At 36.2% G+C, this 17,171-nt stretch carries 17 protein-coding genes and 1 riboswitch; of the genes, 6 read left to right on the top strand and 11 right to left on the bottom strand.

All coding sequences use genetic code 11. From position 1 onward, the window contains the following. Window positions 1-9 precede the first annotated feature (9 nt). Window positions 10-300: an Asp-tRNA(Asn)/Glu-tRNA(Gln) amidotransferase subunit GatC gene (gene gatC, locus JFT95_RS00155; RefSeq protein WP_000086999.1), complete on the bottom strand. Its 291-nt coding sequence runs from the start codon at window positions 298-300 to the stop codon at window positions 10-12. Window positions 301-441: 141 nt separating this feature from the next. Then, window positions 442-678 carry a YiaA/YiaB family inner membrane protein gene (locus JFT95_RS00150; protein WP_002029490.1) on the bottom strand — a complete coding sequence of 79 codons (237 nt, stop codon included), beginning with the start codon at window positions 676-678 and terminating at the stop codon, window positions 442-444. Between the two features lie 230 nt (window positions 679-908). Here JFT95_RS00150 and JFT95_RS00145 point away from each other — a divergent pair, with 230 nt between their 5' ends. The 4 genes from JFT95_RS00145 to JFT95_RS00130 all read left to right on the top strand — a co-directional run bounded on the left by JFT95_RS00145 (window position 909) and on the right by JFT95_RS00130 (window position 3,531). Continuing rightward, complete coding sequence (locus tag JFT95_RS00145; RefSeq protein WP_000942491.1) at window positions 909-1,391, top strand: MarR family winged helix-turn-helix transcriptional regulator; 483 nt, start codon at window positions 909-911, stop codon at window positions 1,389-1,391. 228 nt (window positions 1,392-1,619) lie between these two features. Then, entirely contained in the window at window positions 1,620-2,801 is a 1,182-nt protein-coding gene (locus tag JFT95_RS00140; protein ID WP_201051063.1) for an ArsA family ATPase, read from the top strand. Further along, the gene (locus JFT95_RS00135; RefSeq protein WP_002091335.1) at window positions 2,794-2,985 is read left to right on the top strand and encodes a DUF3926 domain-containing protein; all 192 of its coding nucleotides are present in this window, start codon (window positions 2,794-2,796) and stop codon (window positions 2,983-2,985) included. The genes JFT95_RS00140 and JFT95_RS00135 overlap by 8 nt, the downstream gene beginning before the upstream one ends. A gap of 63 nt (window positions 2,986-3,048) precedes the next feature. Further along, entirely contained in the window at window positions 3,049-3,531 is a 483-nt protein-coding gene (locus JFT95_RS00130) for an HXXEE domain-containing protein (protein WP_002091337.1), read from the top strand. 167 nt (window positions 3,532-3,698) lie between these two features. Here JFT95_RS00130 and JFT95_RS00125 read toward each other — a convergent pair whose 3' ends face one another. The 3 genes from JFT95_RS00125 to JFT95_RS00115 are packed head-to-tail and all read right to left on the bottom strand — an operon-like array spanning window position 3,699 to window position 6,249. After that, window positions 3,699-4,553 (bottom strand): MetQ/NlpA family ABC transporter substrate-binding protein, encoded by an 855-nt coding sequence (locus tag JFT95_RS00125; RefSeq protein WP_002029488.1) that lies wholly within the window; start codon window positions 4,551-4,553, stop codon window positions 3,699-3,701. A gap of 21 nt (window positions 4,554-4,574) precedes the next feature. Beyond that, on the bottom strand, window positions 4,575-5,240 hold the full coding sequence (locus JFT95_RS00120; protein WP_002091343.1) for a methionine ABC transporter permease: 666 nt from the start codon (window positions 5,238-5,240) through the stop codon (window positions 4,575-4,577). Continuing rightward, window positions 5,230-6,249 carry a methionine ABC transporter ATP-binding protein gene (locus JFT95_RS00115; protein ID WP_002029486.1) on the bottom strand — a complete coding sequence of 340 codons (1,020 nt, stop codon included), beginning with the start codon at window positions 6,247-6,249 and terminating at the stop codon, window positions 5,230-5,232. Before JFT95_RS00115 ends, JFT95_RS00120 begins: the two co-directional genes overlap by 11 nt. A 126-nt stretch (window positions 6,250-6,375) precedes the next feature. Continuing rightward, window positions 6,376-6,480: riboswitch (SAM riboswitch) on the bottom strand. A gap of 241 nt (window positions 6,481-6,721) precedes the next feature. Between JFT95_RS00115 and JFT95_RS00110 the strand changes: the two genes are divergently transcribed. After that, complete coding sequence (locus JFT95_RS00110) at window positions 6,722-7,267, top strand: cysteine hydrolase family protein (protein WP_061676182.1); 546 nt, start codon at window positions 6,722-6,724, stop codon at window positions 7,265-7,267. A 330-nt stretch (window positions 7,268-7,597) separates the two neighbouring features. Here the strand turns inward: JFT95_RS00110 and pruA are convergent, their stop codons facing one another. The 6 genes from pruA to pcrB all read right to left on the bottom strand — a co-directional run bounded on the left by pruA (window position 7,598) and on the right by pcrB (window position 16,333). Then, window positions 7,598-9,145, bottom strand: a complete 1,548-nt coding sequence (gene pruA, locus JFT95_RS00105; protein ID WP_002029484.1) for an L-glutamate gamma-semialdehyde dehydrogenase — start codon at window positions 9,143-9,145, stop codon at window positions 7,598-7,600. A gap of 151 nt (window positions 9,146-9,296) precedes the next feature. Next, window positions 9,297-10,067, bottom strand: a complete 771-nt coding sequence (locus JFT95_RS00100; protein ID WP_201051060.1) for a TSUP family transporter — start codon at window positions 10,065-10,067, stop codon at window positions 9,297-9,299. A 94-nt stretch (window positions 10,068-10,161) separates the two neighbouring features. Next, window positions 10,162-11,358 carry a CamS family sex pheromone protein gene (locus JFT95_RS00095; RefSeq protein ID WP_063217654.1) on the bottom strand — a complete coding sequence of 399 codons (1,197 nt, stop codon included), beginning with the start codon at window positions 11,356-11,358 and terminating at the stop codon, window positions 10,162-10,164. A 16-nt stretch (window positions 11,359-11,374) separates the two neighbouring features. Then, window positions 11,375-13,384 (bottom strand): NAD-dependent DNA ligase LigA, encoded by a 2,010-nt coding sequence (gene ligA, locus JFT95_RS00090; protein WP_201051058.1) that lies wholly within the window; start codon window positions 13,382-13,384, stop codon window positions 11,375-11,377. Window positions 13,385-13,399: 15 nt separating this feature from the next. Next, window positions 13,400-15,631, bottom strand: a complete 2,232-nt coding sequence (gene pcrA, locus JFT95_RS00085; protein WP_002010031.1) for a DNA helicase PcrA — start codon at window positions 15,629-15,631, stop codon at window positions 13,400-13,402. A 12-nt stretch (window positions 15,632-15,643) separates the two neighbouring features. Further along, window positions 15,644-16,333 carry a heptaprenylglyceryl phosphate synthase gene (gene pcrB, locus JFT95_RS00080; RefSeq protein ID WP_002029470.1) on the bottom strand — a complete coding sequence of 230 codons (690 nt, stop codon included), beginning with the start codon at window positions 16,331-16,333 and terminating at the stop codon, window positions 15,644-15,646. Between the two features lie 325 nt (window positions 16,334-16,658). Here pcrB and JFT95_RS00075 point away from each other — a divergent pair, with 325 nt between their 5' ends. Continuing rightward, entirely contained in the window at window positions 16,659-17,042 is a 384-nt protein-coding gene (locus tag JFT95_RS00075) for a YgaP family membrane protein (protein ID WP_002124877.1), read from the top strand. Window positions 17,043-17,171 lie beyond the last annotated feature (129 nt).

Here is a 17,171-nt window from a genome sequence, read left to right as displayed (position 1 = left end):
TTCCCTCCTCTATTCTAATACTGCTGGAACACGGATTTGATTATCTTTGTGATCCGGTGCATTTTTTAATACTTCTTCTACTGGTAAACCTTTTTCTGGCACATCTTCACGCATAACATTTTTCATAGTTAATACATGAGTTGTTGGTTTTACATCAGTTGTATCTAATTCATTTAACTGTTCTGCAAATGTAACAATTGCATCTAGTTGTTTTTGAAATTTTTCTGCTTCTTGATCAGTAATTGCAAGACGTGCTAAATGTGCTACGTGCTTTACATTCTCAACGGAAATTCTTGACACGGCTAGGCCACCTCCATAATATATCGTTCAATCTACAATACTATTGATGATACCAAATTTCCAGTACTTCAAGCAAGTCAACACACGGCACTTACGGTATTTTTACATAAAAAAAGAAAGGCAAATGCCTTTCTTTACAATTTACTCTTTATCTAACGATTTATTTTTCGGAAATCTCTCGTTATCTTCTTCATTATCACGAATTGTTTTTTGTAATACAAAACAAGACATCGTTAAAAATAATGTTCCAATTAAATAGTATCCTTTTACACTAAGCGTTTCATCTAGCGTATAAATCCCAATTAGCATTCCTGAAAGCGCACAAACAAATGAAGTCCATGCTAAAAACGTGAACGCTTGCGTATTTCGTCTTCTCATCGTTCTCCCCCTCGTTAGCTGTACACCTATTATAGATAAATATATTTATCACAATGGGTTTTTATGTAAAATAATTTTTCTATTTATTAATCTATCACAAAAAATTTCTATTTTGAAGATAATTTTCTTTCTAATCTGAAAAAACAGTTAAAAATATTGACATTTATTTCAATTCCACATAAAATAAAAACAAATATTACGAACCTCGAAATATACGGGAGTGGAAATAATTGTTACAATATGAACATTTTTTAGACTTACTGCTAGATAACGCCAAGAAACTTTTCTATCCTGAAGAATGGGTAAGCCTTGATTTAACACTTTCCAAGACAGAAGTATTTTGTTTACTTTGGATGGAGCGAAATACGGATATTACAATGACAAAAATTGCTGATCTTCTTGATATACCGATGAGTACAACAACGGGCGTTGTAAATCGCCTTGTAAAAAAGGGATATATTGAACGCTACCGGAATGAAAGCGATCGACGCATTGTATTAATTCGTTTAACAGAAAACGGCGTAATGCTCGTTCAAGAAGTAAAACAAAATGCGGCCCATTACTTTAGCCTAGTGACAGATGCATTGTCAGAAGAAGAAAAAGCATTCTTACTACAAATATTCCAAAAGATCATGAATCACATTGCTACGTCACAGCAAAAAACAGAAGAAAAGGTTTCTACACCTAAAATGAAAAACATTCCGATTGAATAAAGTGAAACTTTAATCAGTGGGGGTTTTTCTCATCCCTCACTGATTATTAGTTGAACCAATCGGGCATTTACGGACAGTTGACCTCCCACCTAATTTGTTTGTTCCAGTCGAATTTTTGGGCGGGAGTCTTACTGCCCGTTAATGCGGGATAAGACCCTAGTTGGGTTTTTATTCAATTAAATATTTCGACACTCGTAATATTCGACATTCGAAACAAAGGGGATATTAATGATGAGAATTATTCTGTATACAGGTAAAGGCGGCGTAGGAAAAACTAGCATTTCAGCAGCAACAGCAATCCAAAGTGCAAAACAAGGATTAAAAACATTAGTAATGAGTACAGATCCTGCTCATAGTTTAGGGGATTCATTTGGCATAAAACTATCTTCTGAGCCACTAGAAATTCGCGAAAACTTGTGGGCACAAGAAATTAACACTATTTATGAAATGGAAAAAGGCTGGGGGAAATTGCAGAAATATATTACACTACTCTTCACTTCAAAAGCAGCTGATGATATTACAACAGAAGAATTAACGATGTTCCCTGGTATGGAAGATTTAATTAGCTTACTTCGAGTACTCGATTACTATAAACACAACACTTACGACGTCATCATTATTGATTGCGCACCGACTGGAGAAACTTTAGCAATGCTTAGCTTTCCAGACATGCTCGGCTGGTGGATGGAAAAACTCTTTCCTATTAAAAGGAAGATTTTAAAAGTTGTTCGTCCTGTAGCTCAACCACTTCTTGGTGTCCCCCTTCCAACTGATGATATTATGGACGAATTAACGAATACGCTTGAACAACTTGGAGAAATGAGAGATATTTTATCAAACCGAGAAGTAACGAGTATTCGCGTTGTTGTAAATCCTGAAAAAATGGTCATTAAAGAAGCTCAGCGCAGTTTTACTTATTTAAACTTATACGATTATAACGTAGATGCCATTATGATTAACCGCGTCATCCCTAACACTGTTACCGACCCTTACTTTCAGGCATGGAAAGATACACAAAAGAAATATAAGACGTTAATTAAAGATAGTTTTCAGCCACTTCCTATTTACGAAGCTCCCATGTTTGAACAAGAAGTTGTTGGTTTACCTATGTTAGAGCGTGTAGGAAATGCTTTATTTAAATCAGACCCCTCTCCTACTGAAGTGAAATTTAATGGCCGCACACAATATGTAAAAAAAGATGGCGATGAGTATATTTTCGTTCTGTCCATTCCCTTCTCAAACAAAAGTGAACTTTCATTAAATCAAAAAGGTGATGAACTTATTATTCGAGCCGGCTCTATGAAGCGAAATATCACCTTACCAAAAACATTAACACACCTTTCTATTCAAGGGGCTAAGTTTGAAGATGATGTACTAAACATTCGGTTTGGAGGTGTAGTACATGCATGATGAATTACTAAGAAAGGTAATTCGTACAAAAATAAAAATCGGTATGCGTATATTAGAAGAGCTACCGAATCCGATTCAGCAATCAGCTAAGCACGCACTAAATATTTTGCAAGAGGAGCTCTCCTCTTATGCTGAAGAACAACCGCAACCTGAGAGTAATTTAAAAAGCATCATAATTGAATAACTATACCCTTGTAGAAAGCCTTTTCTTATAGGCTTTCTATCCCTTTATTGGAGCTGATATAAGTTGATAAAAACATCTTCAACAAGACATTTCACCACTAATACAATCTGGCTAATCCCCCTTCTATTCTTTTTTCATAACCTTGAAGAAGCTTTCCAAATGCCACAATATATCGCTAATCGATTTTCGATCCATTTTATAACTAACAAACAATTTTTCATTGCAATTTCCATATTAACAACCTTCGTCTTACTCATAGTCATTCTATATCAATTAAGCATCATATCTTCTATTTATTTGATCATTTTTATACAGGGCTGTATCTTCTTTAACGCCGTTCAGCATATTATCTTGTATTTCATTTATCGTTCTTATAATCCAGGAGTAATCTCAGCATCTATCATTATCCTATTTTCTCTTTTCTTATTTTCATCAAAGAAACTATTAATCCCTAAAAAGAAATTAGCAAGTACACTCATTTTTAGTTTAATCTCTTACCCAATCATAATTTGGATTTCCTTATTATTAGCCAGCTGCTTTAATTAAAAAAAGACCAGGAAAACTCCTGGTCCATCACTCTACTTAACAAACATTGGATTCTATGTTATACAAAATTAGAAGGTACAGAATTAGGGTTTTGTTTGTTAAGTAGATTATATGTTGAACGAGCTAACAGCGGAGGGGTTCCTACTGTTAGTCGTTAAACTCAATAATTATTTTACGATTTTTTCAAGCTCATCAAGTGAAAGATCTACTGAAATTGAACCATCATTTGTTTCTTTCTTAATTGCATCTGTTACTTCTTTTGAATGGTATAACTCAATTACTTTTTTCAGTGTTGGATCATTTTTATCTTTCGTACGAGCTGCGAAAATATTAATATAGGCCTTTGCATTTTCATTATTTGGATCTTCTAAGAAAATTGGATCCTTCGCTGGGTCTAATCCAGCTTGACCAGCAACACCGTTATTAATAACTGAAGCCGCTACATCTTTTAACACACGAGGTGTTTGCTGTGCGATAACCGGTGTAACTTTTAGCTTCTTCGGATTTTCAGCGATACCGCTTGGATCCCCAAATAGACCAAAATCTTTCTTAAGCTTTAATAAGCCAGCTGCATCAAGAAGTTTTAATGCACGTGCTTGGTTCGTTGGATCATTCGGAATAGCAATTTCCGAACCATCTGGGATTTCATTTGCTTTCTTATATTTTTCAGAGTATAAGCCCATCGGTGCAATTTGCGTTGTACCAACAGCTGTAATATCTAACTTATGCTCCTTTTTAAATTGCTCTAAGAAAGCAATGTGCTGGAATGAGTTTAGTTCAATATCTCCATCAGCTAACGCTTTGTTGGGTGTTGTGTAATCAGAGAACTCAACCAGTTTAATTTTAATCCCTTCTTTTTCAGCTTTTTTCTTTAAAATTTCCCAAACGTCTCCATCTGTTCCAGTTACACCGACGCGAACTACTTTCTCTTTCGCTCCTGCACCTGTGTCTCCACCTGAGCAGCCGCTTAATGCTGTAATTCCTACGATCGCTGATAATGCAAATGCTAAAATTTTCTTCATTTTCTTTTCCCCTCTTCCTTTTTATGATCTGCGTAAAAAGACTTTCGCAAAGTAGTTCCCTAAATTTTGAGCCACCTGTACAAGAATAATAAGTAAAACGACCGTTACAAACATAACTGACGTATCAAAGCGTTGATAACCATATGTCATTGCTAAGTCACCAAGACCGCCACCACCGACAAGTCCTGCGACTGCAGAAAATTCAATTAAACCGACCGTCATAAACGTGACACCTAGGATCAATGGTGCTAAAGCTTCTGGTACGAGGATTTCAAAAACAATTCTAAGTGGTGAAGCGCCCATTGCTTGTGCTGCTTCAATTACTCCTTTCGGAACAGAAACAAGATTGGTTTCAACCATTCTAGCAATACCAATTGATGCAACTAACGTCATTGGGAAGATTGCTGCAGCCGTTCCAATCGTCGTTCCAATAACACTTCTTGTTAGTGGGCTTAAAGCTACTAAAAAGATAATGAATGGAACCGGACGAATTGTATTAATTATGATATTAAGAATAGAAAAGACCCATTTATTTTCTAAAAAATTCCCTTTTCTCGTTACATACAATAGTAAACCTAGAGGTATACCAAGAATTGTAGCGAATATAAGGGTTACAATTACCATTAAGAGGGTATCCCCCGTCGCATCTAATATGCGAGGCCAAAATATACTCCAATCAACTCGCATGAGCTTCTACCTCCTTCAGCTGCACTTGCAGTCTTAGATGTTGTAATGCTTTTTGAATTTCTTTCTGTTCACCTTGTAGTTCTACAAGAAGATTTCCAAATAGCACATTTTGGAGTTCAATAATATTTCCATAAAGAACATTTACATCGACGTTATAGTTTTTCGCAATATATGATAGTACAGGCTGTCCTGTCTCTTCCCCAGTAAAAGTCAGGCGATAAATCTGACCTCCGTTTTGAATTTTCGCTAGAACACTTTCTGGTAAGTGATCATTAATAACAGAGCGTACAAAATTTTGAGTGGTCTTTGTTTTTGGTTGTGTGAAAACGTCAAACAGTTTTCCTTCCTCAATTACTTTTCCTTTTTCCATAACGGCTACACGGTGACAAATTTCTTTCACAACGTGCATTTCATGTGTAATAAGTAGGATCGTTAAATTGTACTCTCTATTTACTTTCTTTAATAAATTTAAGATTTCTGTTGTTGTTTCCGGATCTAAAGCTGATGTTGCCTCATCACATATGAGAATATCCGGTGATGTCGCAAGTGCTCTTGCAATCCCAACACGCTGCTTTTGTCCACCTGATAACTGTTCTGGATAATAGTTCGCTTTATCTTCTAAACCAACAAATTTTAGTAGTTCATTCACTCTTTCTTTTATCTCATTCTTCGGCAATTTCGCTAACCTTAATGGATAAGCAATGTTCCCAAACACCGTTCTTGAATTAAATAGATTAAAACTTTGGAAAATCATCCCAATTCTTTGTCTTAGTTTCCGTAATTCTTTCGCCGATAATGATGTAATATCTTTATCATCTATTGAAATTGTTCCTGCAGTTGGTCTTTCTAACATATTTACTAAACGTAATAACGTACTCTTTCCAGCACCACTAAATCCGATAATGCCAAAAATTTCGCCCTTTTCAACTGACAGCGTTACATCCTCAACCGCATGAACAGATTGCCCACCTGATTCATATACTTTACTTACATTGTTAAAAGAAATCATTTTCTTCCCTCCTATATGCTGTAAAAACTTGAAGTAGAGCTTTCGAGGTAAAATAAAAAGTGCTCTCCTTCTTATCAGTAATAAAAGATAAGAAGGAGAGCACTTTTATATGTACTCATTCACATCTTCTCATCTTCCAAGCCTTTATAGGCTTGCTGGAGTTAGCACGGTATTAAAAAACCCGTTGCTGAGGTATCGTAGGGCCAGTCCCTCCACCTCTCTGGATAAGAGTGTATCGATTTAATTGTCGTTTAATTAAGTCTTATTATAGAACTCAGAATAATGAGAGTCGATACATTTTTCGGAAAAATATTAATTATTTCTCTATTTGAATTTTAAAATAAGAAGTAACAATACAATAGTGATTTTTAAAGTTATGTAAAATCCTTCTCACTCATACTTTTAAAAAGGAGAATCTTCTCTACTCATTGAATAACATTATTTGAATATGAAATCGGAGGAAGATAGATATATGAAAACAGCTCTTTTGCTCGTCGACATTCAAAATGATTATTTTCCAAGCGGAATGATGGAATTACGTAATCCAGTAGAAGCAAGTGAATATGCTAGTCAGCTACTACAACATTTTAGAATAAGAAACGAACCTATTTTTCATATCCAACATGTAGCTATAAAAGATAGCGCTACTTTTTTCCTACCCAATACAGAAGGTGTCCATATTCACGAAAATGTCCGTCCACTTAGAGAGGAAACCGTTATCCTTAAACATTATCCAAATAGCTTCCGAGAAACTGATCTTCTAGAACAATTACAACGTTCAGGAGTTGAGCACGTCGTAATATGCGGGATGATGACCCATATGTGTATTGATGCTACAGTAAGAGCTGCTTTTGATTTTGGCCTTCACTGTACCGTAATACACGATGCTTGTGCTACAAAAGATCTTTCATTTAAGAATGCTACTATACCAGCTGTTTATATTCATAATACAATTTTGGCGAGTTTAAATGGAGTATACGCAAATATAATGAGTACAGAAGAGTTTTTAGCGACCTAAAAAAACACCCCTTTCAGTTAGCAAAGCCGAAAGGAGTGTTCTCTTGTCTAACCATAGATTTTCTTTCAAATTGTATTATACAGGAAATCCTCAAAATGAATACTAAAAAATATGACTAATAAGTCAATTTTTCTCGCTGTTTTGTTTCTATTTTCATGTTTATCCCGATATTAATAGGGCTTAACTAATTCAAAAGAACAAATAGTAATATTTGGCAATCTTTTCTTGATTGAAATTAACTAGCTTCTATAAAATCGATTACTTCTGCTATAGAGAGTTTCTCAAAAAGAAAAGATCTTCACAGTCTGTGAAGATCTTTTCTACTATTTCTTATAAAGTTTCAGAAGTAGTTTTTGCTTGCATGTGAAGTGCTAAGTAGTCAGGGCCACCAGCTTTAGAGTCTGTACCAGACATGTTAAAGCCACCGAATGGTTGGTAACCTACGATTGCACCAGTACATCCACGGTTGAAGTATAAGTTACCAACGTGGAAGTCTTCGCGTGCTTTTTCAATATGGTCACGGTTGTTAGAAAGAACTGCTCCTGTTAAACCGTATTCTGTATTATTTGCAATTGCAAGTGCATGATCAAAGTCTTTTGCTTTACAGAATGCTACTACTGGTCCAAAGATTTCTTCTTTCATTAAACGAGCATCTTCTGCAACGTCAGCAACGATTGTTGGTTGGATGAACCAGCCTTTAGAATCGTCTCCTTCGCCACCTGATACGATTTTACCTTCTTCTTTACCAATTGCAACATAGCTCATTACTTTATCGAATGCAGCTTGGTCATTAACAGGTCCCATGTTAATATCTTTTGCATCTGGGTTACCTACTGTTAATTCTTTTGTTAATTCAACAGCACGATTTAATACATGATCGTATACATCTTCATGGATTACTGCACGAGAACATGCAGAACATTTTTGTCCTGAGAATCCGAATGCTGATGCAACGATAGATTTAGCTGCTAATTCAAGATCTGCCTCTTTATCAACAACGATTGTATCTTTACCGCCCATTTCAGCGATAACACGTTTTAACCAAATTTGTCCTGGGTTTACTTTTGCTGCACGTTCGTAAATACGAATACCTACATCGCGAGATCCAGTGAAGCTAACGAAACGTGTACGAGGGTGATCTACTAAATAGTCACCAACTTCAGAACCATTACCTGGAACGAAGTTTACTACGCCAGCTGGTAAACCAGCTTCTTCTAATACTTCCATAAATTTCGCTGCTACTACAGGAGTTGTACTAGCTGGTTTTAGTAATACTGTGTTACCAGAAACTACAGCAGCTGTTGTCATACCTGCCATAATTGCGAATGGGAAATTCCAAGGAGAAATGATAACACCTACTCCTAATGGAATGTAAGAGAAACGATTATATTCAATTGGACGGCTTTCTACTGGAATACCGTCTTTTAATTTCAACATTTGACGAGCATAATATTCCATAAAGTCGATTGCTTCTGCTGTATCAGCATCTGCCTCATTCCATGGTTTACCTGCTTCTTTTACAAGAATAGCAGAGAACTCATGTTTTCTACGACGAACGATTGCTGCAGCACGGAATAAAATATCTGCACGCATTTCTGGTTTTGACTTTCTCCAAGTTTGGAATGTTGCATCCGCTACTTGCATTGCTTTTTCAGCTAATTCACGGCTTGCTTTTGAAACACGACCAACAAGTTCCTCTTTATTTGCAGGGTTTACAGAAACAATTTTGTCTTCTGTAGTGATTTTTTCTCCCCCGATAATTAATGGATAGTCTTGTCCAAGATAAGATTCTACTTTCTTTAAACCCTCTTCAAACGCTAATTTGTTAGCCTCTACTGAAAAATCTGTAAATGGCTCATGTTTGTATGCTACTACCATCTTTTTAGCCTCCCCTTAGAAAAACGTTTACATTTTACAACATTATTCTACACGATAATTTAGATTTATTCAAATATTCCTAGACTTATATTTTAAAAATTAATAAATTTTTAAAATATAATAAAAAAGAGATTCATACATACGTATGAATCTAAAAAATATGAGTATATTCCAAAACATTTTTCCCGATTAATAAAATAGTAACTAATAAAAATAAAGTCCTTACATATCCAACACCTTTTTGAACCGCAAACTTCGATCCAAAATAAGCACCTAAAATCATTGATAAGCCCATAATTATACCGTATTCAAAATGAATCACATCTAAAAATAAAAAAGTAATTAAAGATACGATATTACTAACGAAGTTCAAAAGTTTTCCAGATGCTGCCGCTTGAATAAAATCCAAACCAATTAATAAAAATGCAAAAATTAAAAAGGATCCTGTCCCTGGTCCAAAAAATCCATCATAAAATCCTATCATTAAAATAACAAAGAAAAACATTAATGTTTTTCCTTTGGTCATCTTTTTATAGGTAGATGCACTTCCCCAATCTTTTTTCGCAATAATATAAATGGCAATAAAAACCAACATTACGAGCACTAGTGGACGCAAAATATCAGGCGGAATAAACTTTACTACTAAAGCCCCTGCGACTGCTCCAATAATAGTTAACGGGATTAACTTTCCTACAATCCGAAAATTCACCTTACCTGATCGAATAAAATAAATTGTGCTCGTAAGCGTCCCCATCGTTGCAGCTAATTTATTCGTTGCGATTGCCGAAGCTGGTGATAAACCAACAAACATAAGTGCAGGAAGCGAAATTAACCCTCCTCCTCCAACAACCGAATCAATAAAAGCAGCTAAAAATCCGAATGCAATTAATAAAATAATGACTTGAAAGCTTAGTTCTTCCATGACTTTGCCCCTTACCCCTTTATTTGTAACATTTAAAATTATAACAAAATTTTTCAAGAAAAAAAGCTGTTCCTTTATGGAACAGCTCTCATCTTTAATCTAAAATTTTCACAAATGGTTCATCTTGCTTCGCTTCACGTATAATAATTGCTTCTGGACGTTCTACAGATTTAATTGTTACTTGTACTTTCATATAATTCGGGAAGTATTCCATAACAAGTCCAGCTACATATTGTGTAAAACCAATTACTTCAGCTTTCCCATTGAATTGGACAGGAATATCGAGCTTCATTTCTCTTAATTCATCATCTCTATACATTCCAGTACCGATAACAGCTGTATAATCGCCTTGGAAATACTCACTTAACTTCGCTTTAAAGTTTGACACCCTTGCAAGGTCTTCACGTTTATTATCCGCTTTTGCCTGTTCTGACGGGAACAAATAATATTTCTCATTGATTGGTTTCCAATCCTCAACCGTTTCACTACCTTTTTCTACCTTAGCATAAGAAACAAAATTCCCTGGTACAAGCGAAGACTTTGGACCTTGACGATAAATCGCAAATGTAACCGGAATATTTTTTATTTCAGGCTTTTTTTGCTGCATTACTTTCAAGATTTCTTGGGCCATCCTTTTCCCTTCAGCTAACATTTTTACATCTGGAATTGCAGCCTCACGCGGGTAACCATGCTCTTCCTCATAATATTGAACAGAATTCATCGCTAATCCAACTACAATGCCACCACGTTCAACATCGTTCTCACCTTTTCTTACATAATAATCATGCTCTAAAATATTTGAGATATACATTGGACTTTTTTTATTCTTTACTTCTAGCGATTCTGATCCTTCACTTAAGGCTGGATTCAACCCTACATTCGGAAATTTAACTGCATCTTTTTTCAACTTGTCCTCTAGCTCTTTTTGTTCAGCGTCTGTACGCTTTCTTTTTACAAGCATTTGAACACTTTGAGTATCTAAAACGTCTCCGCCTTTAAAGAAATAATCTTTCGTGCTAAATGATTCTTTGGCAATACGCATTAATCCTGTTTCAAATTCATCTACATCTAGACGACTATTTAAACCTTGCACAACTAAACCACGTGCAGATCCTGCATTAAATGGAACTGTTGTCTTATAATATTCATCCGAAATCGAGTATTTCGGGATAACAGCTTGCTCTTTCGCTTTCCCCGATTTCTCAACTGTTTTTTCATCTTTATTAGAACCAATGCTACACCCACTTACAAGTAGGCTAAGACTTAATACTGCTAACGCTATTTTTTTCATCGTAAGTTTGCACCTCTTACTTATTCAGCTCTTGTAAGAACCTCTCTTCATTCCAAACTTCAACATTGTGCTTCTCTGCTTGCGCTAATTTCGAGCCTGCAGCTTCACCAGCAACAAGTAAATCCGTACTTTTACTAACACTTCCTGTTACTTTTCCACCTAATGCCTCAATTTTCTTCTTCGCTTCACCGCGGCCCATAACTTCTAATTTCCCTGTTAAGACGACAGTTTTTCCTGCGAAGTACGATTCAACATTTTGTAAATCAGCAATTTTTATACCTTTGTATGCCATGTTCACGCCATACTCTTTAAATTGTTGTAATAGCTCTAATACGTCTTCATTATCGAAATACGTTACAACGGATTGAGCCATTTTTTCACCAATCTCATTAATTGTTTTTAATTCTTCTTCCGTCGCTTTCACAAGCTCATCCATCGTTTCGAAATGCTCAGCAAATGTACGTGCCGCTTTCGCACCGACATGACGAATACCAAGACCGAATAATAATCGCTCTAATGAGTTTTCCTTAGAATTCTCAATTGCTTGGACTAAATTTGTTGCTGATTTTTCACCGAAACGTTCTAGTTCTAATAATTGCTCTGTCGTCAATGAATATAAATCAGCAAACGTACGAATATAATCCGCATCAAAGAGTTGTGTAATTACACGTTCTCCAAGTCCATCAATATTCATTGCATTTCTTGAAACGAAATGGATTAATCCTTCACGAATTTGAGCTGGGCAAGTCGGATTTATACATCGAAGTGCTACTTCTTCTTCTAAACGAACAAGTTCACTCTCACATGCTGGACAATGCGTTGGCATATGATATTCTTCTTCCTCACCAGTACGCTTATCAAAAATAACGTTCACAACTTCAGGAATGATATCTCCAGCCTTTTTCACAACAACGTAGTCACCAATTCGAATATCCTTTTCACGAATTAAATCTTCGTTATGTAAAGAAGCACGACGGACAATAGTTCCGGCTACTCGCACTGGCTCCAGCTCTGCAGTTGGTGTTACAACTCCTGTGCGGCCGACACTTAATTCAATCCCTGTTAATCTCGTCACAACTTCTTCAGCTGGGAATTTATAAGCTATTGCCCATCTTGGACTCTTTGCTGTAGTTCCTAAGCTTTCTTGAATAGCAACATCGTCTACTTTTATAACGATTCCGTCAATCTCATAATCAAGATGCGGGCGTTTTTCTTGCCACTCTTCTACATAGGCTATTACGTCTTCAATTGTTTCACATGTACGACGATTTGGATTCGTCTTAAATCCAAGCTCACCTAAGAAATCCAGTGATTCACTGTGGGATGGAATTGTTTTTTCTTCTACATTAGCAAGACCATACACAAACATAGATAAGTTACGCTTCGCTGCAATTTTCGGATCAAGTTGGCGTATCGATCCTGCTGCCGCATTACGTGGATTCGCAAATACATCTTCACCATTTTGTTCTTTCTCTTCATTCAATTTAACGAATGAACGCTTCGGCATATAAGCCTCGCCTCGTGCTTCTAACGTTACTTCTTCATTTAAACGCAGCGGGATAGCTTTAATCGTTTTTAAGTTTTGGGTAATATCTTCACCCGTTATACCATCACCACGTGTTGCTCCTTGAATGAAGCGTCCTTTTTCATAATGAAGTGAAACAGCAAGTCCGTCAATTTTTAATTCGCATATATATCTTACATTCGCATCATCAATTCCCTGATGTACTCTTCGATCAAAATCACGCAAATCTCCTTCATTAAACGCGTTTCCTAAACTTAACATTGGTGATTTATGCGTTACCTTTTCAAATATATCAAGAACAGTCCCCCCAACGCGAATGGAGGGCGAGTCTTCACTCATAAACTCTGGGTTCTCTGCTTCTAATTTTATAAGCTCCTGCATATCACGGTCATATTCCGCATCAGAAACAGAAGGATTGTCTAATACGTGATATTGATAGTTAAATGTATTTAACAAATCACGCAATTCTTCTATACGTTTTTTGGCTATCTCTTTTGACATATCCTCAGTCCTTTCCTATTGTTTCGTCACAGGTGCAAATTTTGCTAATAAACGTTTAATACCAATTGGGCTTGGGAATGCAATATCTAATTCTTTTGAATCACCTTCACCCTTTACACTTACAACTGTACCGACTCCCCACTTCTGGTGAGCTGCTTTATCGCCTATTCCCCAGCCAATTTGCTCGCCACCTGTCGTCTTAACAGCCGGACGCGCGAAAGCTGAACGAGAACGTGTTGTAGTTGCGCTTGTCGTTCTTCCTTTTGCACCAAACGAAGTTTCACGCTTCGGTGCTGTTTCGTTTAATGGTTCTACTAATTCTGCTGGAATTTCTGTAATAAATCGAGATGCTGCATTCATACTTGTTCTACCAAATAAAGTACGCATTTGAGCATTGGATAAGTATAGCTCTTCTTCTGCACGAGTAATACCTACATAGGCAAGACGACGCTCTTCTTGCATTTCATCCTCTTCCATAAGAGAACGAGTATGCGGGAATATCCCTTCCTCTAAGCCAACAATAAAGACAACTGGGAACTCTAATCCTTTTGCTGAGTGCATCGTCATTAAAATAACTTCTTCACCAGCAGTTGGATCTTCATCTACACGATCAATATCAGCAACAAGAGCTAAGTCTGTTAAGAATGCAACAAGGCTCTTATCTTCGCTTTGGGATTCAAATGTTTGTGTAACAGATAAAAACTCGTCTAAATTTTCTAAACGACCTTCTGCTTCTAAAGAACGCTCATTTTTCAACATATCGCGATAGCCTGTCTTCTCAATAACTTCTTCTACTAATTCTGTAACAGATAAATACTCTTGCATATTTACCCAGTTGTGTAATAAACTTGCGAATTCTTTTACTGCTTTTGTTATTTTTGCACTTACACCAACATGCTCAATCTCATCAAATACAGCAGTTAATGAGATTCCGTTTTGCACACCATAATTAATAATTTTATCGATAGAAGTCGCACCAATCCCGCGCTTTGGCATGTTTATAATACGTCCAAAACTAATCTCATCATCTGGATTCCCAATTAAACGTAAGTACGCCAAAATGTCTTTAATCTCTTTACGATCATAGAACTTAGTACCGCCGACAATTTTGTAAGGGATATTAGATTTTAGGAAAATCTCCTCAATCATACGAGACTGGGCATTTGTACGATATAACACTGCAAAATCAGTATATTTTCGGTTCCCCATTTGAATATCGTCACGAATTTTTTTCGCAACAAAATACGCTTCGTCCTTTTCGGTTGCAGCACGATAATACGAGATTTTGCTTCCAATTTGATTTTCTGTCCATAATTTCTTCGGTTTACGGTTTGAATTTTTTTCAATTACAGCATTAGCTGCATTTAAAATATTTTGTGATGAACGATAGTTTTGTTCTAACAGAATAACTTGTGCATTCTCATAGTCTTTTTCGAATGACAAAATGTTAGAAATGTCAGCCCCGCGCCAGCGGTAAATAGACTGATCCGAATCACCAACAACACAAAGGTTTTTAAAACGTGATGCCAAATGTTTAACAAGAAGGTACTGAGCTTTGTTCGTATCTTGATACTCATCAACGTGAATATATTGGAATTTACGCTGATAAAACTCTAGTACTTCTGGAACACGTTCAAATAGCTGAATCGTCGTCATAATTAAATCATCAAAGTCTAATGAGTTATTTTTCAAAAGACGTTTTTGATATTCTGTATATACATCGCTCGTTAATTTTTCATATGGATCAGCGGTTGTAATTTTTTTTGCATATTTATCTGCAGATAACAGTTCATTTTTCGCATTGCTAATACCCGCTAAAATAGAGCGCGGCTCAAACTTCTTCGGGTCAATATTGCGCTCCTTCATAATTTTTTTTACTACAGTTAACTGATCACCTGAATCTAAGATTGTAAAGTTACGATTAATACCAATGCGGTCAATATCACGTCGTAAAATACGTACGCACATAGAGTGGAACGTAGAAATCCAAATATCTTCTGCTTCTGGTCCAACAAGTTTATCAATACGCTCACGCATTTCACGAGCAGCTTTATTTGTAAAGGTAATTGCTAGTACATTCCATGGCGCCACACCTTTTTCACCAAGTAAATATGCAATACGGTGTGTTAACACACGTGTTTTCCCACTACCTGCGCCTGCCATTAATAGAAGTGCTCCATTTGTTGTTTGTACTGCTTTTTGTTGCTGCGGATTTAAACCATTTAATAACTTATCTGTCGTACTCATATGTGCCTGCACCTACTCTCCTTTTACTGCTTTAACTGTTTTTAATGCCGATTTTATATCATCATAAATAATATTTCCAACAACTACTGTATCAGCATACTGTGCCATTTCTTTCGCTTGTTCTGCATTAGAAATACCACCGCCATAATATAGCTTAGCTTGTTTCAATTCTGCTTTTACATTTTTAACAAGCTCAATGTCTCCATACGTCCCGCTATATTCTAAATAGAATATCGGTAAATGTAATAGCTTGTCTGCTAAACGCGCATATGCAATAACATCATCTTCTGTTAAATCACATTTTGCATCTGTAAGCTGGGCTACTTTCGCTTCTGGGTTTAAAACACAATACCCTTCCATGTAAATTTCGTCCCAGTCCATAATATCCCCAAATTCTTTCAATGCCTCATGATGAACACCTGTTACCCATTCTACTTTTCGGCTATTTAAAACACTTGGGATGTAATAAAAATCAAATCCTGGTGTAATTGCCTCCACATCAGAAACCTCTAACACACAAGGCACTGCATATCTACGAATGCTAACTAGCATGTGTAATACGTTATCAATTGTTATACCGTCACTTCCGCCTACAATAACAGCATCCGTTCCAGATTCACAAATCATTTCTAAATGTTCGTCACTTAACTCCTTATTTGGATCAAGCTTAAATACATGTTTCCATTTGGAAATATCGTACATGAAAACACCCTTTCTTTTCTCTAGTTATATAATTTCTGTTCAAAATAACAGTTAATTTTTATCAAGATTTTTTACATTCCTTGCTATATCTTTACCAGACTGGCGTATGCAACGATGAAATGCGACAGCTATCTTTACCGGACTTTTTGAACTTCCTTTTACGCATTCTTTCATTATAACAAAAAAAACTACCTACACACACGCCCAATCCAACATCTTTTTCAACGTCAAATGTTGGATTACATATCAAAAAACTTATACGGAATACTAACAAATGAAATAGTATTTTCTATTTCGAAGTTAATTAAAAAGGAGTGTTTTTCTAATGAAGCAAAACATCGGCACAATTAGTGCTCTAATTCGAATTACACTCGGACTCATCCTCTTCGGTTGTAGTACAGCTAAACTCGTACGTAAACCTTGGTGCACTTGGTCTAAAGTTTTGCTATGGATTGGTGCCATGAAAATTGCGGAGGGGATCGTTCGTTTCTGCCCTATTGTTGAAGCCTGTAAGTTTGGAAAATATATGAATATGAGCGCATTTAAAATGCCTAGCATGAATTTCACTGAAAAAGGACATAATAAAGAAGAAGTTAATTCAGCTTCCAGTCATGACAAGCCAAAGTCAAAGTCAGATGGAAGTTATGACACTTCTGACAAAGAGATTGAGTCAGCGATTGAAGAATTAATCCTGGCAAAACCGCTTTGAATCATTTGTCACGATGCAAGATGCTCTCAAAGGGACTTAGCTGCTGCAGTGGGCAGCTAAGTCTTCTTTATTTTACCACGAAACAGAACGTACATTCTTTCTTTTGCCCTTAAAACGTACATAAAAGAT

Source organism: Bacillus sp. TH17, assembly GCF_016651125.1.
In the GTDB taxonomy this organism is placed as follows: domain Bacteria; phylum Bacillota; class Bacilli; order Bacillales; family Bacillaceae_G; genus Bacillus_A; species Bacillus_A mycoides.
This window is presented reverse-complemented; position numbering and strand designations above follow the sequence as displayed.